Annotated in this window: 24 protein-coding genes and 1 pseudogene; 6 read left to right on the forward strand and 19 right to left on the reverse strand. The window is 40.2% G+C overall.

Translation table 11 applies throughout. The features are described 5' to 3' along the window. Window positions 1–367: 367 nt before the first annotated feature. The 4 genes and pseudogenes from CTY47_RS17175 (at window position 368) to CTY47_RS17185 (ending at window position 1666) form a co-directional block, all read left to right on the forward strand. Window positions 368–793, forward strand: coding sequence for a transposase (locus CTY47_RS17175; RefSeq protein WP_233202055.1), 426 nt, complete (start codon window positions 368–370; stop codon window positions 791–793). Between the two features lie 160 nt (window positions 794–953). Then, window positions 954–1277 (forward strand): hypothetical protein, encoded by a 324-nt coding sequence (locus CTY47_RS17180; RefSeq protein WP_233202056.1) that lies wholly within the window; start codon window positions 954–956, stop codon window positions 1275–1277. Window positions 1278–1279: 2 nt separating this feature from the next. Continuing rightward, window positions 1280–1360 (forward strand): annotated as a pseudogene (locus tag CTY47_RS17605) (hypothetical protein); the annotation flags it as partial. A gap of 39 nt (window positions 1361–1399) precedes the next feature. Continuing rightward, complete coding sequence (locus CTY47_RS17185) at window positions 1400–1666, forward strand: transposase (RefSeq protein ID WP_233202057.1); 267 nt, start codon at window positions 1400–1402, stop codon at window positions 1664–1666. 111 nt (window positions 1667–1777) lie between these two features. Here the strand turns inward: CTY47_RS17185 and rplT are convergent, their stop codons facing one another. The 14 genes from rplT to rfbA all read right to left on the reverse strand — a co-directional run bounded on the left by rplT (window position 1778) and on the right by rfbA (window position 16283). Continuing rightward, complete coding sequence (gene rplT, locus CTY47_RS00335) at window positions 1778–2122, reverse strand: 50S ribosomal protein L20 (RefSeq protein WP_099462899.1); 345 nt, start codon at window positions 2120–2122, stop codon at window positions 1778–1780. A 106-nt stretch (window positions 2123–2228) separates the two neighbouring features. Beyond that, a complete protein-coding gene (gene rpmI, locus CTY47_RS00340) occupies window positions 2229–2426 on the reverse strand; it encodes a 50S ribosomal protein L35 (RefSeq protein WP_099462900.1) in 198 nt (65 codons plus the stop codon). Window positions 2427–2477: 51 nt separating this feature from the next. Next, a complete protein-coding gene (gene infC / locus CTY47_RS00345) occupies window positions 2478–3119 on the reverse strand; it encodes a translation initiation factor IF-3 (RefSeq protein ID WP_099462901.1) in 642 nt (213 codons plus the stop codon). Window positions 3120–3160: 41 nt separating this feature from the next. Further along, window positions 3161–5110: a threonine--tRNA ligase gene (gene thrS / locus CTY47_RS00350; protein WP_099462902.1), complete on the reverse strand. Its 1950-nt coding sequence runs from the start codon at window positions 5108–5110 to the stop codon at window positions 3161–3163. Between the two features lie 51 nt (window positions 5111–5161). Next, entirely contained in the window at window positions 5162–7285 is a 2124-nt protein-coding gene (locus CTY47_RS00355; RefSeq protein ID WP_099462903.1) for a tetratricopeptide repeat protein, read from the reverse strand. A 146-nt stretch (window positions 7286–7431) separates the two neighbouring features. Then, window positions 7432–7761: an acetyl-CoA carboxylase biotin carboxyl carrier protein subunit gene (locus CTY47_RS00360; RefSeq protein ID WP_099462904.1), complete on the reverse strand. Its 330-nt coding sequence runs from the start codon at window positions 7759–7761 to the stop codon at window positions 7432–7434. A gap of 12 nt (window positions 7762–7773) precedes the next feature. Further along, entirely contained in the window at window positions 7774–9321 is a 1548-nt protein-coding gene (locus CTY47_RS00365) for an acyl-CoA carboxylase subunit beta (protein WP_099462905.1), read from the reverse strand. A gap of 10 nt (window positions 9322–9331) precedes the next feature. Continuing rightward, a complete protein-coding gene (gene def, locus CTY47_RS00370) occupies window positions 9332–9889 on the reverse strand; it encodes a peptide deformylase (RefSeq protein WP_099462906.1) in 558 nt (185 codons plus the stop codon). Next, the gene (gene ruvX / locus CTY47_RS00375; RefSeq protein WP_099462907.1) at window positions 9886–10311 is read right to left on the reverse strand and encodes a Holliday junction resolvase RuvX; all 426 of its coding nucleotides are present in this window, start codon (window positions 10309–10311) and stop codon (window positions 9886–9888) included. Before ruvX ends, def begins: the two co-directional genes overlap by 4 nt. A gap of 69 nt (window positions 10312–10380) precedes the next feature. Beyond that, window positions 10381–11778 (reverse strand): undecaprenyl-phosphate glucose phosphotransferase, encoded by a 1398-nt coding sequence (locus CTY47_RS00380; RefSeq protein ID WP_099462908.1) that lies wholly within the window; start codon window positions 11776–11778, stop codon window positions 10381–10383. Window positions 11779–11876: 98 nt separating this feature from the next. Then, the gene (locus CTY47_RS00385) at window positions 11877–13022 is read right to left on the reverse strand and encodes an OmpA family protein (RefSeq protein WP_099462909.1); all 1146 of its coding nucleotides are present in this window, start codon (window positions 13020–13022) and stop codon (window positions 11877–11879) included. 111 nt (window positions 13023–13133) lie between these two features. After that, a complete protein-coding gene (gene gmd / locus CTY47_RS00390) occupies window positions 13134–14285 on the reverse strand; it encodes a GDP-mannose 4,6-dehydratase (RefSeq protein ID WP_099464009.1) in 1152 nt (383 codons plus the stop codon). 34 nt (window positions 14286–14319) lie between these two features. Further along, window positions 14320–15393 carry a GDP-L-fucose synthase family protein gene (locus CTY47_RS00395; RefSeq protein WP_099462910.1) on the reverse strand — a complete coding sequence of 358 codons (1074 nt, stop codon included), beginning with the start codon at window positions 15391–15393 and terminating at the stop codon, window positions 14320–14322. A 17-nt stretch (window positions 15394–15410) separates the two neighbouring features. Continuing rightward, a complete protein-coding gene (gene rfbA, locus CTY47_RS00400; protein WP_099462911.1) occupies window positions 15411–16283 on the reverse strand; it encodes a glucose-1-phosphate thymidylyltransferase RfbA in 873 nt (290 codons plus the stop codon). Window positions 16284–16407: 124 nt separating this feature from the next. Here rfbA and CTY47_RS00405 point away from each other — a divergent pair, with 124 nt between their 5' ends. Further along, window positions 16408–16992, forward strand: a complete 585-nt coding sequence (locus tag CTY47_RS00405; RefSeq protein WP_099464010.1) for an HdeD family acid-resistance protein — start codon at window positions 16408–16410, stop codon at window positions 16990–16992. A gap of 121 nt (window positions 16993–17113) precedes the next feature. Here the strand turns inward: CTY47_RS00405 and CTY47_RS00410 are convergent, their stop codons facing one another. Beyond that, window positions 17114–17902: an OmpA family protein gene (locus CTY47_RS00410; protein ID WP_099462912.1), complete on the reverse strand. Its 789-nt coding sequence runs from the start codon at window positions 17900–17902 to the stop codon at window positions 17114–17116. Between the two features lie 2 nt (window positions 17903–17904). Further along, on the reverse strand, window positions 17905–18189 hold the full coding sequence (locus tag CTY47_RS00415) for an HU family DNA-binding protein (protein ID WP_099462913.1): 285 nt from the start codon (window positions 18187–18189) through the stop codon (window positions 17905–17907). Between the two features lie 415 nt (window positions 18190–18604). Between CTY47_RS00415 and CTY47_RS00420 the strand changes: the two genes are divergently transcribed. After that, the gene (locus tag CTY47_RS00420; RefSeq protein WP_262497723.1) at window positions 18605–19855 is read left to right on the forward strand and encodes an IS4 family transposase; all 1251 of its coding nucleotides are present in this window, start codon (window positions 18605–18607) and stop codon (window positions 19853–19855) included. 365 nt (window positions 19856–20220) lie between these two features. Here the strand turns inward: CTY47_RS00420 and CTY47_RS00425 are convergent, their stop codons facing one another. The 3 genes from CTY47_RS00425 to CTY47_RS00435 form a co-directional block, all read right to left on the reverse strand. After that, window positions 20221–21315, reverse strand: coding sequence for a clostripain-related cysteine peptidase (locus CTY47_RS00425; protein ID WP_099462915.1), 1095 nt, complete (start codon window positions 21313–21315; stop codon window positions 20221–20223). A gap of 98 nt (window positions 21316–21413) precedes the next feature. Further along, window positions 21414–22613 carry an RNA-directed DNA polymerase gene (locus CTY47_RS00430; protein ID WP_099462916.1) on the reverse strand — a complete coding sequence of 400 codons (1200 nt, stop codon included), beginning with the start codon at window positions 22611–22613 and terminating at the stop codon, window positions 21414–21416. Window positions 22614–22800: 187 nt separating this feature from the next. Next, entirely contained in the window at window positions 22801–24936 is a 2136-nt protein-coding gene (locus CTY47_RS00435) for a fibrobacter succinogenes major paralogous domain-containing protein (protein ID WP_099462917.1), read from the reverse strand. Between the last annotated feature and the right edge of the window lie 5 nt (window positions 24937–24941).

Below are 24941 nucleotides of genomic sequence, written 5' to 3' on the forward strand. Positions count from 1 at the left end.
GTAATGCGAGCTCATATCCAATAAAAAAGGGAAAACCTCATTTGAGATTTTCCCTTCCGTATTGAAAAAGCCGCACCGTAGATATGAACAAACTCCGTATGACAGGATTTGAGTGCTTTGTCACCTTTGTAATCCGCCGTGCTAAACATACCCCGAAGGGCGCGGCCCGCCATTAGCAACAAGAGCTATGTCTCGGAATTGAATAAACTGATGAGTTTCCCAATCGAACAAGTGCGGCTTAACTCATCTTTCTTTTCACAAAGATATGTAATAGGATTGATAATTCCAAACATTTTCCTGGAAAAAAGTATGTTTTTATTCTCCATGTCTAGTCCTAAAATAGCGTTACACCAAATTAAGTAACGAAATGAAAAAGTCAGAAACCAAGTACATTAGACGTACACAAAAGGATTACAGCATGTCCTTTAAATTATCAGTAGTTCAAGAGTATGAAACAAGCCGGCTAAGTATGGAGACTATTCAGCGTAAATATGGCATACAAGGAAGCCATACATTAAAACGTTGGATTGAAAAATATGGTAACTTTGACGTGTCAAACAAATCTCATTGTCCCGTGGAAAAGAGTAAGGAACAGCAACTGCTTGAATTGGAGCAGAAAATAAAGTTGTTGGAGCGCAAGAACGCCCGCCTGGAGAAGGAACTCGAATTAAAGGATATAAAAGCCGAATTCTTTGATATGATGATAGATATCGCAGAAAAGGAATATCACATCGATATCCGAAAAAACTCCTTTCCCGAACAGTCCTCCAATACAAAGAAGAAAAATCCGTAAGTATCAGCGGGATCTGCCGACTGCTCGGGATAAGCAGGCAAAATATTACCGTCAGCATTGGAGTATAGACAGGAGTCGCCAAAAAGCTACCGAAGTTGTAGAGATAGTACAGGGTCTCCGTTTGGAGATGCCCCATATAGGTACCCGTAAACTCTATCATATGCTTCAGCCGGTATTGAAAGAGAAGAAAGTTGGCCGTGACAGGCTGTTTGACATACTACGTGCCAACCACATGCTCATAAAGCCTGTCCGTTCCTATCATGTGACGACCAACTCCCACCATCGGTTCCGCAGGCACAAGAACCTTGTGGCAAATATGGAATCTATACGTCCGGAAGAAATCTGGGTTTCGGATATAACCTATATAAGAAATAGAAACAGTCACTTGTATCTCTCATTGGTTACAGACGCTTATTCAAAGAAGGTTATGGGATATGACCTTTCTCCTGTTCTTTGGACACTCAGGGTACCCTTAATGCCTTAAAGATGGCCAACGGCAACCGATTGTACAGGGAGGAACCCTTAATACATCACTCAGATCGTGGTATACAATACTGCTCCGATGCATATCAGAGATTATTGAAACGGTATCATATCATACCGAGCATGACTGAGTCCTATGATCCTTATGCAAATGCCATAGCAGAAAGGATAAACGGGATACTCAAACATGAGTTTCTGCTTGAAGACCTTAATCTTCCATTGGCACAGATGAAGCGTCTGGTAAAGGATGCTGTTTATAAATATAATAATCTCAGACCACATTACTCGTGCGGATACAAAACACCGGAGTATATGCACCATCAGAGGCAGATTAAAATTAAAAGTTATAAAAACAAACAGTTCAGCAAGGCTAGCCTTGCTGAACTGTGATAAATGTTTTAGTTTTGTCCAATAACTGTAACGGTTATTTAGGACTAGTCACCATAAAATAAAAAAAGGCCTTTCTTCCGAAAGACCTTTTCATTCATGTATAGCATAAATTTACTTTACTTTTGCTACGATAGCTTTGAAAGCTTCAGGATGGTTCATGGCTAAGTCGGCCAAAACCTTACGGTTCATCTCGATGCCGGCAGCATGCAAAGCTCCCATTAAACGAGAGTAAGACAAACCTTCCAAACGTGCTGCAGCATTAATACGTTGAATCCACAATGCGCGGAAATTACGTTTTTTGTTACGACGGTCACGGAAAGCATATGTCAAACCTTTTTCCCATGTGTTTTTAGCTACAGTCCAAACGTTCTTGCGTGCACCATAATAACCACGGGTAAGTTTTAAAATCCGTTTTCTTTTTGCTCTTGAAGCAACATGATTTACTGATCTAGGCATAATTCTAATCTGTTTTGAATGTTAGCGTCATCCTTTTCAGATGATCTTAATTTGCTAAATGCATTCGGTTAATAAAAATCGTTTAAAACTCGCTTAATTAAAAAGATTACTTCAAGCCAAGCAATTGCTTAACATTGCTTACATCTACACTAGCTACTAAACCTATGTGAGTAAGATTTCTCTTCTGCTTCGTAGTCTTCTTTGTCAGAATGTGACTCTTAAAAGCGTGTTTTCTTTTGATTTTACCTGATCCGGTAAGGGCGAACCTCTTTTTGGCACCGGAATTAGTCTTCATCTTAGGCATTTTCCAATTATATTTAATTATTAAACTTGACTGCCTTTAATCGGCAGATTATTAATCTTCTTTTTCTTCTTTACCGCTGGCAGAATCAGTCTGCGGTTTAGGAGATACTACAACTTTCTTAACTACCGGCTTAGATATCTCCACCTTTTTAGGAGACGGGGCACTATTTGCAGCTTTCTTTGGAGTAAGCATGATAATCATTCGCTTTCCTTCCAACACAGGCAATTGCTCCACTTTTCCATACTCTTCCAAATCGTTTGCAAAACGAAGTAACAATACTTCTCCTTGCTCCTTAAAAAGAATAGAACGGCCTTTAAAGAACACATACGCCTTCACCTTTGAGCCTTCTTCCAAGAAACCTTTAGCATGTTTCAACTTAAAGTTATAATCATGATCGTCAGTCTGAGGTCCGAAACGAATCTCCTTTACAACGACCTTAACAGACTTAGCTTTCTGCTCTTTCTGACGTTTTTTCTGTTGATAGAGGAATTTCTGATAATCGATCACTCTACAAACGGGGGGCGCAGCATTTGGTGAAATTTCAACCAGGTCTAATCCTTGGTCTTCAGCCATCTTTAGAGCCTGAGATGTTGGATATACTCCCTGTTCTACATTATCACCTACTAAACGAACTTCACGAACACGAATACGTTCGTTAATTCTATACTGTTCTTTCTGATTGTCATTCTTCATTCAAAAATGATTTATTCTCCTCGTTATTAGTTATTTAATCTTTACTTTTTTTGCCAGCGATTCATCATATCCTCTACCTCGCCATTTAAAAGCACTGCAAAGGTAGTAATTTTCATCGAACCTTTATCACCTTCGCCCTGTTTTCTTACAGAAACTTCATTATTTTCTGCTTCCTTCTCTCCGACGATAAGCATGTAAGGAATTCGCTTCAATTCATTATCACGAATTTTACGACCTATTTTTTCGTTTCTATCATCTACAAGAACACGAATATCTTGTTCTTCCAGTTGACGGGCAATACTCCATGCATACTCATTGAATTTTTCACTGATAGGCATAATACATACCTGATCAGGAGTAAGCCACAACGGGAACTTTCCACCTGTATGTTCGATCAATACAGCCACAAAACGTTCCATTGATCCAAATGGTGCACGATGAATCATTACCGGACGATGCTTCTTATTGTCTTCACCGGTGTATTCCAATTCGAAACGTTCCGGTAAATTATAATCAACCTGAATTGTACCCAACTGCCAACGACGGCCAATAGCATCTTTCACCATAAAATCCAATTTCGGACCATAGAAAGCAGCCTCACCATACTCTATCTTCGCTTTCAAGCCTTTTTCCTGACATGCTTCGATAATAGCAGTCTCTGCTTTTTCCCAATTTTCTTCGGAACCGATATATTTCTCACGGTTTACTTTATCCCGCAAAGAAATCTGAGCTTCAAAATTTTCGAAATCCAACGCTTTAAAAATAATGAAAATAATATCCATTACTTTCAGGAATTCATCTTTTAGCTGATCAGGACGGCAAAACAAGTGAGCATCATCTTGCGTAAAACCACGTACCCTGGTTAAACCATGCAATTCCCCACTTTGTTCATAACGATAAACCGTACCAAACTCTGCAAAACGCAAAGGCAGGTCTTTATATGAGCGCGGGAATGATTTATAAATTTCACAATGATGAGGGCAGTTCATCGGTTTTAACAAGAACTCTTCACCTTCTTGCGGAGTATGTATCGGCTGGAAAGAATCTTTGCCGTACTTGGCATAATGGCCTGAAGTTACATAAAGTTGTTTTCCTCCGATATGTGGAGTCATTACTTGTTGGTAACCATATTTCTTTTGAATACGTTTCAGGAAATCTTCCAATTTCAAACGCAATTGCGTACCACGTGGCAACCATAACGGAAGCCCTGCTCCTACTGCTGTAGAGAAAGTAAACAATTCCAGTTCTTTACCGATTTTACGATGATCCCGTTTCTTGGCTTCTTCCATCAATGCCAGATATTCATCCAACATTTTTTTCTTTGGGAAAGTAATACCATACAAACGAACCAGCTGTTTACGCTTCTCATCACCACGCCAATATGCACCGGCAACACTCAGAATCTTAACAGCTTTCAAATAAGATGTATTCGGCAAGTGCGGACCACGACACAAATCAGTGAATGCACCTTGTGTATAGGTTGTAATCCTACCATCTTCCAATTCACTGATAAGTTCCGTTTTATACTCTTCGCCTCTATCACCAAACATTTTCAAAGCATCCGCCTTGGAAATATCCTGACGTTTGATTTCTTCTTTTCTGGCAACCAGCTCCTGCATTTTTGCTTCGATAGCAGGAAAATCGCCTTCTTTAATAACTGCTTCACCCGGATCTACATCATAGTAGAATCCATTTTCGATAGCCGGTCCTATACCGAATTTAATGCCCGGATACAATTCCTGTAATGCTTCTGCCATCAAGTGTGCACTGGAATGCCAGAATGCATGTTTACCTTCTTCGTCTTCCCACTTGAAAAGCTTAACTGAGGCGTCTTGAGAAATGGGGCGGTTTAAATCCCAGATTTCACCGTTTACACCTGCAGCCAGAACATCCTGAGCCAGACGAGGACTGATGCTTTCTGCTATCTGCATTGCAGTCGTTCCTTCGGCATATTCTTTTACAGAATTATCCGGAAATGTAATCTTTATCATAATCTGTTTACTAAAATTCTTTTACTAATCTGCAAAGGTAGTATTCTTTTTTTAATTATTGCTCATCATACGTTTAATTATACTGTATGCATTAATGATTCCCAGCTCTCCCGCCTTACTCAAATCAGCAACACCCCGATTAGCGTCTCCTAACGACAAACGGGCAAGCCCACGGTTAAAATAAGCCTCGGCAAATTCAGGATCTCTTTGAATCGCTTCAGTATAATCCTGAATAGCTGCACGGAAATCACGTTGGACACAACGCAAATTGCCCCGGTTAAAGTAAGCATATACAAACTCCGGATTCAACTTAATTACCATGTCATAATCACGCATTATCATCTCATGCTCATAAGCCCGTTTATTATCTTTCAACATGGCTGTCGATGCATCCGTGTTATTATTTTGAAGCTGCGGCTTTTTTCCCACATTAAAACTCATACTCATTGTCGAAAAATCATCATCCGATGAAGCAGACTGCGACTGATTATAGTCCAGTTGTTTATAACGTACTACAGCCCGGTTGAAATAAGCCATCGAGAAAGAAGGATCTAATTCAACAACTTTATCATAGTCTTTAATTGCTTCTGTAAAATCCTGTACCAGCATAAAATCCAAAGCCCGTCCAAAAAAAGCATTAGGATCCGTCGGATTCTGAGCGATCTTAGCCGAATATTCATCTATTGATGCAAAATGTTGGGCAATCTGATCTTCATTTAGTGCCGCTTCTTCATTGGTTAAACGAAGCTTGCGCTGCAAAATCATTTTTTTGTTAAATTCTTCCAGTTTTTTATCATAATAGACTAGCTTTTTAACCGGATCAGGTTTCTCATAATATGTCAACACAAACTGCGGTTCCAAATCTACGCGGACATTCCGATCCTGTACACGACCACGCACTTCACTCTGATATTTACTCTTACGTTCCTGCTCTTTATCGTAAACAACAAGACGATTGAATTTATCAATATTCTTATCGGATTGCTCACGTGTATTTTCGTTCTTTCCGCTATTGTTATTATTCGTCTTAGAATTGGAAGATGCATCTGCTGTTGCCATACCGGTTTTGCCTTCTTCCCGTTCTTTCTTCATTTTTTGTTCCAACTCGTAAGCTGTCCAGTTATCGCGATCGGCACCGGCAAAATCACGCATCTTACGTTTTACTTCGGCACGATTATAATATCCCGGCAAGAAGTTAGGATATTGTCCTATAACAAAATCAAAATCGTTGACAGCTCCGGCATAATCGCCTGTTTCCACACGCAATAAAGCCCGGTTATAATAAGCCATGTAGTTATCCGGTTCTTCTTCTATAACAACATCAAAGTCTTCAATAGCGCGATTATTATCTCCAACCTGAAAACGTAATAAACCCCGGTTAAATCGCGCTATCAGGTTACGTTTATCCATACTGATAACTTGATCGTAATCGGCCATAGCTCCACGCAAATCATTCAACTGATAACGCACAAGGCCACGATTAATATAATAGCCTCCTTCACGAATATCCAAACGGATAGCTTCATTCAAATCAGTCAAGGCTTTTTTCAGATCATTTGTCTGATAATATAATATTGCTCGATTTCCATAAGCAGGAGCATAGTACGGGTCCATCTCTATAGCTTTGTTATAATCGGCCAAAGCTTTTACGCTATCTCCTTTTTCAAGATACATTGCTCCACGGGTAAGATAATTCATGGAATACTTCGGATGAGCTTCCATCAATACTTTAAACACCTTTTCCGCCCCATCATAGTCCTTCTTTTGTATATACGCAACCGCTTCATTCACGAGCATCTGCCGATCTTCACGTTTAAACTCAAGCCCTTTCTGATAGTCTGCAATTGCTTCATCATACTTTTCCTGACTTTGACGGGCGATCCCACGTGCATAATATGCCTGAACTAAAAACGGATTGCGCTGAAGACATAAAGAACAATCTTCTTCTGCTCCTTTATAATCATCCAAATTGATCTTTGCTACAGCACGATAAAAATAGGGTTCAGCCAACCAGGGTTTTGCCTTAATTACCTGATTAAAATACTGTATAGATAAAACATAATCTTCAAAATATAATGCGTTTCGCCCGATTGCTAACACCCGATCCGTATTAATCTGTGCACACAGCGAAAATGTACATATTTGTATTATTAAACAGAGTATTGCCTTTTTCATTCTAAATTAATTGTATAGGTGAAAGACGATTCACCCGAATAGGAGGCAAAAATAAGTAATTTATCTTATTCACACTCCATCTTAATAATAAAAAACTCCCGTACAACATATAGTTACACGGGAGTCTGCTTTATTACCTTATTATTTTATTTAGGTTCTATCTTTACCATCAAATGATTCTTTCCAATCTTTTCTCCCTCCTGAACACCGATCTCTGCAATTACACCTGAAACAGGGGCTACTACACGATTCAGCATTTTCATCGCTTGATGAATAAGCAATAATTGACCGGCTTCTACTGTTTCTCCTTCTTTCACTTCAATCTTAATAATAGTTCCGGGTAAATTAGAAATCACATCACCAAGAAACGGCTTGTGCCATACCTGGCGGTTCTTGTACTTCTCGGTAAGCAACGTTTTATATTTACGTGCTGTTACGATGAAGTCTACAAATTCTTTGTCTTCTTTATTTTCCATACCTATAACTAATTAGAACGGAGGCAAACCATGCTTTTTAGCCGGACGATATTCTTCTTTCTGGACAGAAAGTTTCAACGCATGCAACAACAATGAACGTGTTTCTTTTGGCTCGATTACAGAATCAATAAATCCTTTAGATGCTGCAACAAACGGATTTGCAAACTTCTCAATATACTCTTTTACTTTAGCCTGACGCATTGCATGCTGATCTTCGGCTTCCATGATTTCCTTACGGAAAATAATATTAGCCGCACCTTCCGGTCCCATAACCGCAATTTCAGCACTTGGCCAAGCAAACATAAAGTCTGCACCTAAGTGACGGGAGTTCATAGCAATATAACCACCGCCATAAGCTTTACGCAAAATAACTGTAATCTTAGGAACAGTAGCTTCAGAATATGCATACAACACCTTTGCCCCGTGACGAATTACACCTGCATGTTCCTGATCTACACCAGGTAAATAACCCGGCATATCTTCCAATGTAATAATAGGTATATTGAATGAATCGCAGAAACGGATGAAACGTGCAGCCTTGTCTGCACTGTCACAATCCAATACACCTGCTAGATACATAGGCTGATTAGCTACGAATCCAACTGTTTCACCACCCATACGACCAAAGCCAATCACAATGTTTGCTGCCCATAATTCCTGGATTTCAAGAAAATCCGAATCATCAACAATACATTTGATAACATCACGTACATCATACGGCTGTTTCGGGTCTGCAGGAACAACCTGTTCAATATTCAACATAGCAGATGGCTCTTTCGGCTCTACAGCTTTTGCACGCTCCTGGTTGTTCCAAGGAATAAAGCTGACCAAACGTTTCACCTGCTCAAAACATTCCTGTTCACTCATTGCGTAGAAATGAGCATTACCCGTAATTTCTGCATGTACACGGGCTCCTCCCAAATCTTCCATTGAGATATCTTCTCCCAAAACGGTTTTGATTACATTCGGACCTGTAATAAACATCTTGGAAATGTTTTCCACTACAAAAACGAAGTCTGTCAACGCCGGAGAATAAACAGCGCCCCCCGCACAAGGTCCCAATATCAATGAAAGCTGCGGAATTACTCCCGAAGCAATTGTATTACGATAGAATATTTCACCATATCCGGCCAAAGCTCCAACACCTTCCTGAATACGTGCACCACCCGAGTCATTAATGCCAATAATCGGACATTTCATCTTTAGTGCATGATCCATGATCTTTGTAATTTTACGGGCATGCTGCAAACCTAATGAACCTCCGGCAACTGTAAAATCCTGCGCATAGATACAAACAGGAGCACCAAAAATCGTACCAGTACCGGTAACAACACCGTCACCAGGCAGATCCTTCTTTTCCATACCAAAGTCACGACCATCGTGCTTTACAAACAAATCGTACTCGTGGAAAGAATTCTTATCCAACAAAGAGAGAATACGGTCACGGGCAGTTAATTTACCCATTGCGATCTGCTTTTCGATAGCAGCCTCACCTCCACCCATCTCAACGACGGCTTTCTTTTCCCTCAGGGTCTGAATGTTTTTACTTAAATCTGTCATATTTGTTTTTTTACTTACCTACAGCCTTAATGCGATATGAGCAACGGGCTGTCCCTTTTATTATATTATTTAGTTTGCCTTTATTCAATTGACGGCGAATTGCCGAAATATTATCTATAAAAACATGTCCGGTCAGATGCTCACATTCATGTTGCACCACACGTGCTGCAAAATCTTCAACAACCTCATCATGTTCTTCCCAATTCTCATCAAAATATTTTACACGGATTTTTTTTGAACGGGATACTTTTTCATGTATTCCGGGAAGACTGAGGCAACCTTCTTCCATCGCAACTTCTTCTTCGCTACGTTCTACAATCTCGGGGTTAATCATTGCACGTTTAAACCCTTTACACTCAGGACAATCATCACCCAACACATCGGCATCTATCACTAATACGCGTATTGACAGTCCTACTTGCGGGGCGGCCAAACCTACACCATCCGCATTATACATGGTTTCATACATGTTTGCCACCAGTTGCTTTAATTCGGGATACTCTTTCGATATGTTCTCAGCCTCTTTCCGCAATACGGGCTGGCCATATAAATATACAGGTAAAATCATAAATTATTATATTTTTTACTTTCCAAATATGCTTGCAGGATAATTACCGCACTAATCTCATCTACCAGACCTTTTTCCTGCCGCTTCTTCTTCTTCAAACCACCTTCAAGCATAGCTTGATGAGCCATTACAGACGTAAAGCGTTCATCATAATATTCTACCGGGATATCAGGGATTGTCCGTTTAAGATGAGTCACAAAAGCCTGGACATATTTCATATTTTCGGACAACTCATTATTCATTTGCTTCGGAAGACCTACAACAAAAAGATCGACAGACTCACGCGAAACATATTCCGACAGATACTTCACAAGCTCTCCGCTTGGAACCGTAGTAAGACCATTTGCAATCATTTGCAATGTATCTGTAACTGCCAAACCGGTACGTTTCCGACCGTAATCTATTGCAATTATTCTTCCCATCGGCTGCAAAGATAGCACAATTATAATTACAGATTACACAAATTCAGAAAAAGTGTGCAACCTATATTATCAATAAGCATTCTTCTCTCCTTTGAACATATTTAAAATTGTTACGACTATAATTTTCAAGTCCAGGAAAAAAGTCCAGTTTTCGATATACCAAACGTCTCTTTTAACACGGCCTTCCATTTGTTCAAGTGTTTTGGTTTCTCCTCGATAGCCGGTCACCTGAGCCCAACCGGTCACACCCGGTTTTACCAAATGTCTAACCATGTATTTATCTATAAGTGCAGAATATTGTTCCGTATGTCTCAACATATGTGGACGCGGTCCGACAATCGACATTTCTCCTTTTATTACATTAATAAACTGAGGAAATTCATCCAGATTTGTCTTTCGTAAAATATCGCCAATACGTGTTTTACGAGGATCATCTTTCACTGCTTGCAATGTATCGGCTTCCCGGTTTACTTTCATTGTCCGGAATTTATAACATTCAAATTCCTGACCGTATAATCCGGTTCTTTTTTGTTTAAACAAAACAGGACCGGGCGAACTCATTTTGATTAAAACACCTATTACAACATATAATACAGGATATATAGTAACCAATATAATAAAAGAAAAAACAACATCAAAAGAGCGCTTCAATGCTCTGTTATAAGCGGCTTGCAATGGTTCTCTACGTACTGTCAGCAATGGAATAGACTCCATCACTTCCATCACCAGGCTCTTCTTTATATTTCTGTAAAATTCCGGAACAATATAAAAACGAACCATATGCTTTTCTGCAAAGTTCAGTATCCTTAATATTTTCTCATCATTCGTTCCTGGCAACGTACAGTAAATCTCGTCAACATCATGAGCTAAAACATAATTTTCCACCTCATTCGTCATTCCCAAGTAATTGGGTAATGCACTTTTCAATGATAAATTATCATCAAAAAAACCCATTACACTAAAACCATAAGAAAGATCATCTTTCATTACGCGATAAAGTTCCATTCCATTTTTTCCTGCACCAACGATAATAATCTTCTTAAAGTTATATCCTTTCTTACGGTAGATTTTCAATGATACGCGTACAATAACGCGCCATAGTGAAAATATAACTATCGCGGAAAAATAATAAACAAATAAAAAGGTCGCTAAGATATCACCAACATTTAAGAAAATGAGACAGGTTGCAAACAGAAATATCAAGAAAGTAACCAACACAAATGCCCGTTGCACAATTTTATCAATATAGACAACAGGCATGTGCAACTGCATCGGCACAAAATACAAAGAAAAGAAGTAACAGAAATTCAACAACAAAAGAATTTCCCTGAAATTATGAGCTATAGCATTTGTATAATGTTCACCCAATATATAAAATACCAACACAAAAAGGGCATTCAGAACAATTAAATCCCCTACTCCGACCAGCCACTGAATCAGATAGCTATGTTTTTTATTTAGTTCCATACAAACTTGCTAAAATCTCACAAAAGTAATCAATATTTTCGAGCAAAAAAAAGGCCACACGGATTGTGTAGCCTTTTTGTCATATAATTTCTGACAAATTAATTATTTGCACTCATAATAACAACGCGGTTCCAGTTATTTACACCATAAGGCTGAACATCAGAGCCTCTCCATTCAATGGAAATCTGTTCAGATGGTATACCGTATTTATCGATCAATTCTTTAGCAACGGCTTTAGCACGTTTTTCTGAAAGGCCCATATTGTATTTAGAAGTACCGGTATCTTTATCTGCATAACCAATGACTTTAATCGGAGTCTTGTTATTCTTCATAAATTCAGCAGTATTGTAAATATTGATCTGTTGGTTCTTGTCAATCTTGGCACTGTTCAGACGGAAATAAACTATATTGTCTACATAGTTATTTACAACCTCAGTTACCACTTCTTCACATTCAGGACAAGAAACCGGGCGTTTGCTCAATTCATCATTAGCTGCACGCAAAGAGTTGATCTGATTATTCAAGTCATTCAACAAATTATAATCCATCGGCTGAAGAACTTCAAAGTCTGTCTTACCTAACTTGAATGTCAAACCGGCACTTACCTGGGCAATACCGTCAGACAAATGATTCATTTCAACACGGTTAAATTGTTCGTTCAACAAAGAACCCTGTGCTTCAATGTTAATATCTACACGTTTGCTAACACGGAATGCCATCAAAATACCTGCATTTAAAGAAGGAGATTCTGTTCTTGCAAATTCAGCAGCTTCTGTTGTTTTGAAACGCTGGGCATAACCAAAACCGACCCAAGGAATGAAATGGAACACTCTTGATTCATTATAAACTCCCCAGAAATTAGTTACATCCCACAACAAATCCACATGACCTGCTACATATTTATTATGCTGCATAAGTTGGGCATTGTCACCTACAAATCCGTGAAGAATACCACCGTTGAACTGAGTACGGAATGCCAAATACGGATTAAACCATTTACCAAAAGAAAATTGAGGTGCAAAATTCAAACGGTTCCCAAAATCAGCTTTGTTGTTCTGGTCTCCCAACAAAATGCTAGCACCACCAGCAACAGAAATAAACCAATTATCTCTCGCTCTGTTCTTTTTAAAATTTGTTTTATAGCCTTTCTCAGTACTGAAACCTACCTGAGGTTGAAATTCCTGCGCGGAGACAGAAAATACAAATCCTGATAATAAAGCTAAAAGTAAAATCTTAGTCTTCATATTTATAACATTTAAATTAAACAATTAATTCACCTAAAAAAACGTTTAAAGACAACGCGAAATTAACTCATTTTTCAATTATAACAAATAAAAGTTGTATTTTGTTTTCTGCTACTCAAAATAGTTCAAAATTTTATATCCCCCTTCTCTCAGATAGGATTCTTTCTTCATTAATTTCACATCAGATAACACCATGTCCTCTATTAATGTTTTAAGAGAATACTGGGGTTCCCACCCCAAACGTTCACGTGCCTTCGTTGCATCGCCAATTAAAAGCTCAACTTCCGTAGGGCGGAAATACTGAGGATCAACCCCCACAACTTCCTCCCCTATACGTTTATTAGCATTTTCAAAATAAACTTCACCTACTTTTTCTTTAAATATTTTTTCATTTATAGAACGCAAAACAGCAACTTCATTAACACCTTCACCATGGAAACTTACCTCCATGCCAACTTCTTCGAAAGTCATTTTTATAAAATCCCGGATTGTCGTCGTAATACCCGTTGCAATTACGTAGTCAGAAGGCTCATCCTGTTGTAAAATGGCATACATGGCACGAACATAATCTTTGGCATGCCCCCAGTCCCGTTTAGATGACAAGTTTCCCATATAAACTTTCTCTTGCATATTCAAGGCAATACGGGATATTGCGCGTGTCACTTTACGAGTCACAAATGTTTCTCCGCGTAATGGTGATTCATGGTTAAACAAAATACCATTTGATGCATGCATTTTATAAGCTTCACGATAGTTAACAGTAATCCAGTAACCATAAAGCTTAGCTACTGCATAAGGACTTCTCGGATAAAACGGAGTCGTTTCTTTCTGAGGGACTTCCTGTACCAAACCATACAATTCCGAGGTCGAAGCCTGGTATATACGTGTTTTAGGAATCAAATTCAGCAAACGCACTGCTTCCAATATACGCAACACACCTAATCCGTCAGCATTGGCTGTATATTCCGGGGTATCAAAACTGACCTTTACATGGCTCATAGCTGCCAGATTATAAATCTCATCCGGTTGAACTTCTCCTATTATACGGGTAAGATTCAAGCTGTCTGTCAAATCACCGTAATGCAATATAAGATTACGGTTTTCAATATGCGGATCCTGGTATAAATGGTCTATCCTATCCGTATTAAACATAGACGAACGGCGTTTGATACCGTGCACCGTATAGCCCTTCTTTATTAAATACTCAGCCAGATAAGCACCATCTTGTCCTGTTATTCCTGTAATTAACGCAACTTTGCTCATATCATATTTCAAATTATCATTTACCAACCATTAATTATAAATTCTCCAAATACCATTTATATAAACGCTCAACGCCTTCATTTATTTCGACTGAATGGTGCCAACCCAGAGAATGCAGCTTCGTTACATCCGTCAGCTTTCGGAGCGTGCCATCCGGTTTTGAGGAATTAAACTTTAAATCGCCCTTATATCCTATCTTTTCTTTAATTAATGTAGCAACATCTTTTATACTAAGTTCAATACCGGTACCTATATTTATATGGGTATTACGGACTTCGCCTTCTTTCTGGCGGACATCTGCAAAATCTATATGCTCCATTATATAAACTGAAGCATCGGCCATTTCTTCACTCCATAAAAACTCACGCAAAGGTTTCCCCGTTCCCCACAGTTCAACTTCACCCTCCCGTATTCCATATTTATCCAAAACGGCAATTATTTCATTTTCCGATGCAGAGCCGGAAATCGTTTCTACCGGACGAAAATCCAAATCCTTCCGGATGAAATCCAAATTTCTCTCGAACAAACATTTTCCGAGATGTATTTTACGAATCATTGCAGGAAGCACATGTGAAGTCTCCAAATTAAAATTATCATTAGGGCCGTATAAATTTGTCGGCATAACGGCAATATAATTAGTACCATATTGCAAATTATAGCTCTCACACATTTTAATACCTGCAATTTTTGCAATAGCATAAGGTTCATTTGTATATTCCAATGGAGAAGTCAGCAAACAATCTTCAGGCATCGGCTGAGGAGCTTCACAAGGATATATACATGTACTTCCTAAAAACAAGAGTTTCTTAACTCCATTTTTATAAGATGCATGTATAACATTATTCTGAATCATCAAATTAATGTAAATAAAATCTGCACGATAACGGCTATTTGCCATTATACCTCCGACATGCGCTGCCGATAAAAATACATATTCAGGTTTTTCCGCTTCAAAAAAAGCATTAACAGCTTGTTGGTCTGTCAGATCTAATTCTGTATGTGTACGAAAGACAAAATTAGCATATCCTTTGTCCTGAAGATTCTTTAATATAGCCGATCCGACTAATCCACGATGGCCGGCTACAAATATTTTACTCTCTTTATTCATCTCTGATTCAAATCTTTTCACCTCAATAAATTAAGCAAATACTGCCCATACTGATTCTTAACCATAGGTCGAGCAATTTCAGTCAACTTTTTTGCACCGATCCATCCGGCCCGATAAGCGATTTCTTCCAAACAAGCAACTTTCAACCCTTGTCTCTTTTCTATCACCTCTACAAAAGTAGATGCTTCCGAAAGAGAATCATGCGTTCCTGTATCCAGCCAGGCAAACCCGCGTCCCAACAATTTGACTTTCAATTCTCCATCTTTCAGAAATTCCTGGTTAACCGTTGTTATTTCCAATTCACCCCTTGCCGAAGGTTTTATCCGGCTTGCAACCTGAAGAACCTTATTCGGATAGAAATAAAGGCCGACTACAGCATAATTTGATTTCGGCTCTTTCGGTTTTTCTTCAATACTCAAAACATTTCCTTCCGAATCAAACTCAGCTACTCCATAACGCTCCGGATCATTTACATAATACCCAAAAACGGTTGCTTTCTTCTCTTTTTCAGCATTGGAAACAGCTTCTTTCAGCATAGAAGTAAAACTCTGTCCGTAAAAAATATTATCACCCAATACTAAACATGCCGAATCATCTCCCACAAAATCGGCTCCTATGATAAACGCCTGGGCCAATCCGTCCGGAGAAGGTTGTTCTGCATATTCAAAATGAACGCCATAATCCGAACCGTCACCCAATAAACGGCGAAAACCAGGCAAATCCTGAGGTGTCGAAATAATCAGGATTTCACGTATGCCGGCCAACATAAGAACCGACACCGGATAATATATCATTGGCTTATCATATATAGGCAAAAGCTGCTTGGAAACACCTTTCGTAATCGGATATAATCGTGTACCCGAGCCACCTGCTAAAACGATACCTTTCATGCGTGTACAATCTGTTAAATTTAGGGCAAATATATGTAAAATATTCTACAAGAGAGGAGTTTCGGAACTTTTCTTTGGGACGGTTTGTTACATGAGAAAATTAAAATTAAAAAACAGATTCAATATGAAGACTTTTATCGATCAAATTAATTATGCCGTAAAAAACTGGTGGATGTCATTGTTAATAGGCATTTTGTATATCATCATTGCTATTTATTTAATGTTTGCTCCTTTGGCTAGTTATATTGTTTTAAGTATACTGTTCAGTATATCGATGTTTGTCAGTGGGATGTTTGAAATTGCATTTGCAATCAGTAATAAAAACAATATTTCCAGTTGGGGATGGTACCTTACCGGCGGTATCGTCGATTTGATTCTGGGTATTCTTCTTATGGCTAATCCTGGTTTAAGCATGAGTGTATTACCATTCATTTTAGCATTCTGGTTAATGTTCAGAGGATTTTCAGCAACCGGTTATTCTCTTGATTTAAAAAGATATGGTACACGTAATTGGGGCTGGTATATGGCTTTTGGCATATTGGCTATCATTTGTTCTATCGGTATAATCTGGCAACCGGGAGCCGGGGCATTTACTCTTGTCTACTTAATAGCCTATGCTTTACTTATCATTGGAATATTCAGGGTAATGTTAGGTTTCGAATTGAAAAGTCTGCATAAAAGGAATAAAGAGGTACAAAGCGAGGAGTAACTTTCAAACTGTTTTAATCATAAACCCGCGCCTTTGTCTCACTATAGGAATCAGTAGTTAAAGTAGTCAAGTAGTTATCAGCCACCTTGTGGAGACAACATGTCTACTTATACGAGCCATTTCAACAATAAATCCCGATCTTTGCCTCACTGCCTGCTATTGGGTAGTGAACCATCAAAACCAGGCACGTTACAGATAACTCCATACGGCGTAATTTTGAAAAGAATGTCTTCTCGATATCCTTATAGACCGAACCTTTATCCAGCGCTTTGATACGTTTACGGAGCATATCACCGTCGGAAGTCGCCGACAGGATCGATAGAACCTGACCCTTATACTTCTTATCCGAAGAAGAAAGCAAGCGACCCAAACCGGCCCAATCTTCACCCTCCCAGGAGATTCGGATCAAACCGTTATCAGGCAAACCGAACTGTTTGACAAGATAATCCTTGAACTGAACGACACGGCTGCCGGACAAGCGTTCATTCTCCTTTGTATTACCATCGGGAGAAGCGAAACCCTTTAACCCGATGGATTGGACACGGCCAGCCGGAATACCGGAAAGCCGGCCGAGACGTTCGCGCAACTTCTCCAACTCTGCCCGGTTATTGCCATAGCGGGGATTAACCGTTACACCTCCTGCCGGGAAATCAATATAAGCCGTCAACTCCTCCGTCTGTGTTACCGGAACGGAAGGAGACTCCGGGACGGGAGTAACATAACTCAACATCTGCCGGTAAATAGCGGAAGCATCCACCTGCAACATGGGTATCTCCGCCTGGCGGTACAATGAAGATGTACCTTTCACCGCCGGCAATGTATTGTCGGTTTCAGTTGTGGAAAGATCCTGCATACTCCCGCATGACGACAGGGTAAACAGAATCCCCACTTCTATCAAGTGTATCTGCATCCTCATTGCCCTTTCGCATTCATAGCCTCCAACAAATACTTACCCGGTTTGAACTTCACACTCAAACGCCGGCGGATAACACATGGGGCGCCGTTCTGGGGGTTACGTCCAGGGCGTTCGTTCTGGTGCCACGGAGTAAAGGTGCCGAAACCTTGCAGGATGATGGAACCCTGACGTTCCAACTCCGATGTCAAAGCCTCCTGCAGAGCATTAAAGTAACGGATCGACTCGGTATGCGGTATATTTAATGTTTCCGCAATCTGTTTTGTTAACTCTGTCTTGTTCATAATCTCAATATTTAATTGTTTGTAATTCTTTATTTGTTCAGCAACCAAGCTTTATCCTGATATCTTCAGCCTGACAGCCTCCTTTATAACTCTATCTTCATTGGCTTTAGCCTGGTTTCAATTGCCGTCTGCTTCAGCGCAATGTCATTAAGTTAAGCGATAAGTGCCTGACAACCTTGTGTTCTCATGACAATGAAGAGAAGCTTTACAAGAAAGTGGAAGTTCAATAATGCAGAATGGATGATAAGTTTTTTCAGGAAGAGAAAAAAAGAGAAAAACCATTGGATTGAAAACGGAAACTCCGTTTTTTTATAATTGAATCTAAAAAAACAAGCCAATGGTTTCCGCAAATATAGAAATAATAAACGATTTGAATGAGTTTTTTCAAAATACAATGAGTGATAAAGAAACAAAAATGCGATACGTAAACAAGGCAACAGATTTCACGCGTAAACGCAGTTTATCCTTTTCGAGGATGGTTGCGTTACATATCAATCTCTTAAAAAGGAGTTTAAGCGTAGAACTAGAGAGCTTTTTTTCTCATATCAGCTCTGCGACCGTGACCAAGTCGGCCTTTTGCCAACAGCGAAGAAAATTAAAGCCTGTCTTTTTTCAGGACTGGAATGACATACTGATATCCTCCTATTATCGGAATACCCGGAGGCAAGAGAGGAGGTGGCGAGGTTTTAGGATATTCGCCATTGATGGCACGAAGTTATCATTGCCAAATACGAGAGCTTTGAGACAGCATTTTGGATACAGTACCAACCAGCATGGAATAAAATCGGCCACAGCCCGTGCTTCAGTTCTCTATGACGTATTGAACAAGTTGGTGGTTAATAGCAAATTATGCTCACTCAAAGAGGCTGAGCGTACCACGGCATGCGACCTGATCCCTTTCTTGAATAAGGACGACTTGCTGCTACTGGACCGCGGATATCCATCCTTCATGTTGTTCTATTTACTAATAAACAGGCAAGACTCTCACTTCGTGATGCGTGCCCAAGCAAACTTCTGCAAGGTGGTTGACGAGTTCCGTTCCTCTGGCAAAAAAGAAGAGATAGTCACCCTTCGAGCCACTTATAAGGCGATCAAAGGCTTAAAGGATCAGGGTGTGGAAATCCCACCGGAGACAGAGGTCAAGGTTCGCCTGGCCAGAATACGGCTGGATGATGGTCAGGACGAGATATTGATAACGGATCTCTACGACACAAAAGCATATACACTTCCGGTTCTAAAGGAACTCTACTTCTTGCGTTGGCCGGTGGAGACCACTTATGGCTACCTCAAAAATGAGCTACAGGTAGAGTGCTTCAGTGGGATCAGCCCTGTTAGTATAGAACAGGACTTCTATGCTAACATTTTTGTGTTCAACCTGCAAGCCGTTATAGAAGAGAGCTGTGAGGAATACGTGCGAACTGTAAACCGACAAAGGACAATCAAGTATAAGATCAATAAGAACGTATGCTGGGCTCTGATGAAAGGGAGGGTTATCGATTTATTTCTCCATGCTGAACAAGCAGGTTACTTGTTGAAGGAATTGACTTCCTTATTCGAAAGGTATTTAGAGCCTGTCAGGCCAGGCAGGAAATATACACGAACAAAGAAATCAATCAAACTTCTAGGCAAGTATGTGACACTTACGAATTATAAAAGAGCGGTCTAGTGCTTAACTTAATGACATTGTGCTTCAGCGGACGGATTAAAGGAATATCTATCTGTATTGGCTTTAGCCAAATTTCTTCTTGGAAAGCTCTTTTTGATTATCTCATTCTTATTGGGCTGAAGCCCTTGAAAAAGGAAGACTCTACTATCTGTCGGTTAAAACCGACGGCAATTGAAACAAGGCTAAAGCCTTCAAAATCGCCAACCCCAATCACTCAACATCTACATCCGTCGGTTAAAACCGACGGCAATTGAAACCAAGCTAAAGCCTTCAAAATCGCCAACCCCAACCACTCAACACCTACATCCGTCAGTTAAAACCGACGGCAATTGAAACAAGGCTAAAGCCTTCAAAACTGTCAACTATCACTTGTCAACTATCATCTGGATCCCCCATCTCGTTTCCCTATAAGCCTTATTCAGTTCCGGGTATCCGGGCTGCTCTATATAGGTTGTCAAACCGCTGTAACGACGGATAGGGATATTCACAAATGAAGGCGTCGAGACTTTATAAACGACCGCCTTATTCAAAGCCGATTCCACCAGGGGATACAAAGAAGGATTTACCTGCTCCATATAATCGCCTAAGTCGAAAAACAGCCTATTACTTCCGCGGTCGTAACACTGCACATTATTTATATCCACCTTCGCAGGATTTATCAACGCCGAACGCGCCGCCACCGCCAACTCATCCATGGCGCTCAAATCGATAAGGCTCATCGTTGCACTGCGGTAAACGCCCGGAAGCGTATTACAATACTCATAATAGCTGCGAACAAAACCCTTTAAATTGACCTCCGGCTCAAAAAGGTAATTGATCAGTTCAGGGTAAACAGGGGTAAAACCGGGGCTGAGTATCTCCGCCGAAGAGGCAACCAGGTAATCCGCCTTATTGCGCAACTCGTAAGCCACCTCCACACCGGACATAAGGCAAGCCTCCAAGACAATGAAGTCGAACGTATGGTCGGGAATCGCCCGGACAAAGTCTGCAATCTCCATTTCCCGGCCGTTGTCATCCATGATGGAACGCGGACGGGCAAACATCCCTTCGGGCAGCCACCCTGTACCGTGGCTGAAAACAACCAGACCGTAACCGGGGGCTGGATATAAAAACAAGGCATCGTGTATCACTTCCGAGAAAACATCCGTACAAGCCGAGTTGTCCTCAGGATATTCTTTTATTACTTCTGTATAAGGTTTGGTATCATTAGCTATGACGCGCATTAAGGAAGGAGTGCCCTTTTCGCCACGGGCATCCTGGTAAATCAACAGGTTATCCTGCCGGTTATGCCAACCGGCCGTTATGCTGTCTATCTTCGTGTAGGTTTCGTCGCTCAGATTGTTATCACCCGACATATAAACCAGGACGGTACGGCGGGCGGAAGGAACCTCGACAGGACGCTCCTCTGTACATGAAAACAGACCGAAAAGAATGATTATGAGTACTATATTACGGTACATACACACACAGTTTATATGATAATTGATTTAAAAAAGTGTGAAAAATCACCAGTCAAGCAAAACCACTTAACTACTTTAACTACTTAACTTCTTAACTACTAAAATTTAAGGTTTTCTTTCAGTAATATATATTTTCCCATCCGGTTATTGAAATAACCATACTTATAGATTAACGGACGATCGGATAAAATTCTACGCTTCAGATTCATGGTTCGGAAATGTTGCATAATACCCAGGTATGAATTAATTGAAGCACGCATCTGCAGTAAAAGATACTTTGGCGGATTCGGATTATTTGCCAGTTTCTTCTCCCACAAATACAATTCATTCTTAAATTTACGTTTTGCACGGTTATGAATATATGTCCGATACGGTTTAACCACCGCACCCAGAAAATTAATTCCTTTCTGATAAGGTTGCAACACTATTTTTTTCGGATGCAAAGTTATATCCAGATTTTCCCATAAATATTCACGGATAACCGGAACCAGAGAAAGCAAAAAACGTTTGTCGGTGTGTACAATAAAAAAATCATCCACATACCGCCCGTAATGTTTCATGCACAAGGTCCGTTTTACATATTGGTCAAACTCATTCAGATAAATATTACTGAACAACTGTGAAGTAAGGTTGCCAATAGGCAATCCATATCCTTCAGGCGAATGAAAAAGACTTTTCGACGGAGGTAAACCTTCCCATTCAGACCATGAACCCTTACGGAAACAATTCTTTACCGGGTCATTCATAATCACCAACGGCAGCAAATATTTCACCAATTCAAATTCATCCGAATCGCCCCAATGTATTCCATCAGGCATGGCAAGATATTCATATTTGTTAAGCGTCTTCATCATTATATCATACAGTTTCTGCCGGTTTATATTCATAAAATATCCCGCCAGATCCAATTTCAATATGTAGCAATCACGTGTATAATTCAACGAACAGGAACGGATATGTTTTTCCAGGCGTCTCACACCATACAATGTCCCTTTTCCTTTTCTGCAAGAATAGCAATCGTCTATAAAAATACGTTCATAAATAGGAGAAATATAGTTAAACAAAAGATGATGGACAATACGATCCCTGAAATCGGCGGCAAAAACCTCACGCTTTACCGGATAGTCTACCATAAAGCAGATGCTGCGCCCCACCCGATAGCGGCGTTCCTTTATCTCATGATAAAGTTCAACCAGGTTTTCTTCCAGGTTCATTTCATACCGGAGCTGGTTAGCCGAATTACGTTTGCCTTTCCTTGCATCATAATAGGCTTTGAAAACATCTTCAATCAGTTCCATCTTTTCTTTATTCTATTTTCCGGTTTATCCGGGCAAATGTAACTTTTTTCTTAGTTATGCCCTAAATTACCTTACGAATTCGACCACCTTACGGCGGTTTATGAAAACCCGGCGCTTTAAGCGCCGGGTAGTAAAGAATCAAATCAATCGAATCAATCGAATGCGGTCGGCAATTCGCCTCCCTTTTTTATTCTTGGACACAACGGACGGAGAAGCCGTAGGCAAAGCTGTCTGCACCCAACAACGCACCACCCGGCAGGATAGCTAAACGGGGAGACTTGCCTCCTGAATAAGTAGAAGACCAATAATTGCCGCTGGCAGCCAGACCGAGAGACCTACCGTCACCGTGGTTACGGTAACCTGCAGCAGGCAGAACGAAGTTGGAGTTAGAGGAAGCCTTCCAAATCTTATTAGCTCCATCCATCTTGTTAGGACCGTTTGCTTCAATCATAATAGGATCCAACTCTGCCTTCGTAGGAACACGCCAACCGGCAGGACAAGGCTGCTGATCGCGAGGCCAAGCATTATCGCCAACACTCAATACAGGAGAAAGACTTCCCTTATAATCACTGAACCATGAATAATCAGCATCAGATTTACCCTTAATAAACTTATCAGCATACTCATAACTTTCTGCAGTAGCTTCAACATAAGTTGGGAACGTTCCGTCAGGAGCCATATCTCCCGAACCATTATAACTGAACGGAGCCTTTCTACCCCACTGGTAAAGATAACCGCAAGTAGCCAAATTCCAAGTAGTTGTTACACTTGTAGGAACCTGAGTAGCTCCCACGTTTACCGGAGCCCAATACTGGCCTTTATACATAACCGGACTAAGACTTGTACCCTCATAATTAGGGAAATAACGCAATGTAATAGTATCACATGCATCCGCTACACTACCATTCTGAATAATAACATAAGCATCCAAAGGAACCTTGATAGAATCCTGAGCAGGTATAGTAAGTTCATAAGTACGAGTCACACTGGCTTCTTCTGTGGCATAAGTTACAACCGGAGCACCCTGTACAATCTCATTCTTATACTTCCCGTTGTCCCAATTAATAGAACTTCCGGTAGTATTATACTTAAATTTAACCGTATAAGTACTTGCCTGAGGAGCTGAAGAGGTGAATGTTACCTTTTTACCGGTATTTACTACCGCATCTATAACTTTATCAGTAATATCAGCGCCATCCAGTTTAAGGTCCTTCAATGTTGGAACAGGGAAAGAAGGTTCTACTGTAATTGTATCGGATACTGTCCAGTCGTCTACCTTTATATCCCAAACAATATCTGTAGAATCTTTCGATGGATTGATATTTACAACATAACGGGTATTACGTGCCAATGCAATAGGATCACCAACCGTACCTACGCCATCCGCTTTCTTAAACGTTATCAATTTTGACATCTTTGCACCACGATATTTACCGTTCACCTGTAATGCAGTTACTGTAGTATTAGCAGCATCATTGGTGTTTTCGTAAGTATAAAGACTGTCCAGGGTCTGGATAGTAGTGGTAACAACTTTTGTATTAGCAGGAAATTCCGTAACCGTAGGAACCGCATTGATCTCAGCAGCCGTTTTTGTATCCATAATAAAAGAATACTGTTTCGGATTTAAAATCTGTGCAGATTCAAGGATAAAGGCTTTACTGGCATCTGCATCATAAGCATAATTTTTAATATCGATACGCGATACCAGACGCTCCATCTTGATAGTTTCGGCAGCCAGGCCACCTCCTTGAGTTGTCCAGGTTGCCAGATTATCGATCTTACCGAACATCAGTAGCGGAGTAGAAGGACCCGCTGTTAACTGTGCACTCATCAATGCTGAAGGCAGGTCAACCCAATCCGTACTACCAACAATGTCGGCAATATCCACTCCATTTTCCTTATAATTGGCAATTACCAGTACCTTAGGAGTACCCCAACCCAGACTCTTTACCTTAATCTGGCAAGTGTACGTGCTGTCGCCGGCACCCGGATCCTGCAAAGTAAGAGGTTCGGTAAAACCGTTAGGCGAAAGCAAGTCTTCTTCGCTCAGGTAATAGTTATACGTACCGGCATCTGCGCCTACCGTTTCCGTTTTTACGATGAAGGCTACACTCTTTATTTCCTTCTCTTCCTTAAAAGCTACGTCATTTGGAACAACATCTCCCACTGCTTTTGTAGAAGCTCCATTATGAGTCATTGCGATCTTCAAGGCGCCATACCCATTTTCTACAAACTCAGGATTATTCCTGATAATCTCTTCGTCCTGACACGAAGAGAGCCCAACCATCAAAAGGGCTGCTAAAGCTATAAATTTCTTTTTCATTGCTT

It is taken from the genome of Parabacteroides provencensis (assembly GCF_900232875.1).
Classification (GTDB): Bacteria; Bacteroidota; Bacteroidia; order Bacteroidales; family Tannerellaceae; genus Parabacteroides; species Parabacteroides chinchillae.

Coding starts and splice junctions, on each gene's coding strand:
- CTY47_RS17175 (WP_233202055.1), top strand. CDS start 368: ATGAAAAAGTCAGAAACCAAGTACATTAGACGTACACAAAAGGATTAC.
- CTY47_RS17180 (WP_233202056.1), top strand. CDS start 954: ATGCTTCAGCCGGTATTGAAAGAGAAGAAAGTTGGCCGTGACAGGCTG.
- CTY47_RS17185 (WP_233202057.1), top strand. CDS start 1,400: ATGACTGAGTCCTATGATCCTTATGCAAATGCCATAGCAGAAAGGATA.
- rplT (WP_099462899.1), bottom strand. CDS start 2,122: ATGCCTAGATCAGTAAATCATGTTGCTTCAAGAGCAAAAAGAAAACGG.
- rpmI (WP_099462900.1), bottom strand. CDS start 2,426: ATGCCTAAGATGAAGACTAATTCCGGTGCCAAAAAGAGGTTCGCCCTT.
- infC (WP_099462901.1), bottom strand. CDS start 3,119: ATGAAGAATGACAATCAGAAAGAACAGTATAGAATTAACGAACGTATT.
- thrS (WP_099462902.1), bottom strand. CDS start 5,110: ATGATAAAGATTACATTTCCGGATAATTCTGTAAAAGAATATGCCGAA.
- CTY47_RS00355 (WP_099462903.1), bottom strand. CDS start 7,285: ATGAAAAAGGCAATACTCTGTTTAATAATACAAATATGTACATTTTCG.
- CTY47_RS00360 (WP_099462904.1), bottom strand. CDS start 7,761: ATGGAAAATAAAGAAGACAAAGAATTTGTAGACTTCATCGTAACAGCA.
- CTY47_RS00365 (WP_099462905.1), bottom strand. CDS start 9,321: ATGACAGATTTAAGTAAAAACATTCAGACCCTGAGGGAAAAGAAAGCC.
- def (WP_099462906.1), bottom strand. CDS start 9,889: ATGATTTTACCTGTATATTTATATGGCCAGCCCGTATTGCGGAAAGAG.
- ruvX (WP_099462907.1), bottom strand. CDS start 10,311: ATGGGAAGAATAATTGCAATAGATTACGGTCGGAAACGTACCGGTTTG.
- CTY47_RS00380 (WP_099462908.1), bottom strand. CDS start 11,778: ATGGAACTAAATAAAAAACATAGCTATCTGATTCAGTGGCTGGTCGGA.
- CTY47_RS00385 (WP_099462909.1), bottom strand. CDS start 13,022: ATGAAGACTAAGATTTTACTTTTAGCTTTATTATCAGGATTTGTATTT.
- gmd (WP_099464009.1), bottom strand. CDS start 14,285: ATGAGCAAAGTTGCGTTAATTACAGGAATAACAGGACAAGATGGTGCT.
- CTY47_RS00395 (WP_099462910.1), bottom strand. CDS start 15,393: ATGAATAAAGAGAGTAAAATATTTGTAGCCGGCCATCGTGGATTAGTC.
- rfbA (WP_099462911.1), bottom strand. CDS start 16,283: ATGAAAGGTATCGTTTTAGCAGGTGGCTCGGGTACACGATTATATCCG.
- CTY47_RS00405 (WP_099464010.1), top strand. CDS start 16,408: ATGAAGACTTTTATCGATCAAATTAATTATGCCGTAAAAAACTGGTGG.
- CTY47_RS00410 (WP_099462912.1), bottom strand. CDS start 17,902: ATGCAGATACACTTGATAGAAGTGGGGATTCTGTTTACCCTGTCGTCA.
- CTY47_RS00415 (WP_099462913.1), bottom strand. CDS start 18,189: ATGAACAAGACAGAGTTAACAAAACAGATTGCGGAAACATTAAATATA.
- CTY47_RS00420 (WP_262497723.1), top strand. CDS start 18,605: ATGCGATACGTAAACAAGGCAACAGATTTCACGCGTAAACGCAGTTTA.
- CTY47_RS00425 (WP_099462915.1), bottom strand. CDS start 21,315: ATGTACCGTAATATAGTACTCATAATCATTCTTTTCGGTCTGTTTTCA.
- CTY47_RS00430 (WP_099462916.1), bottom strand. CDS start 22,613: ATGGAACTGATTGAAGATGTTTTCAAAGCCTATTATGATGCAAGGAAA.
- CTY47_RS00435 (WP_099462917.1), bottom strand. CDS start 24,936: ATGAAAAAGAAATTTATAGCTTTAGCAGCCCTTTTGATGGTTGGGCTC.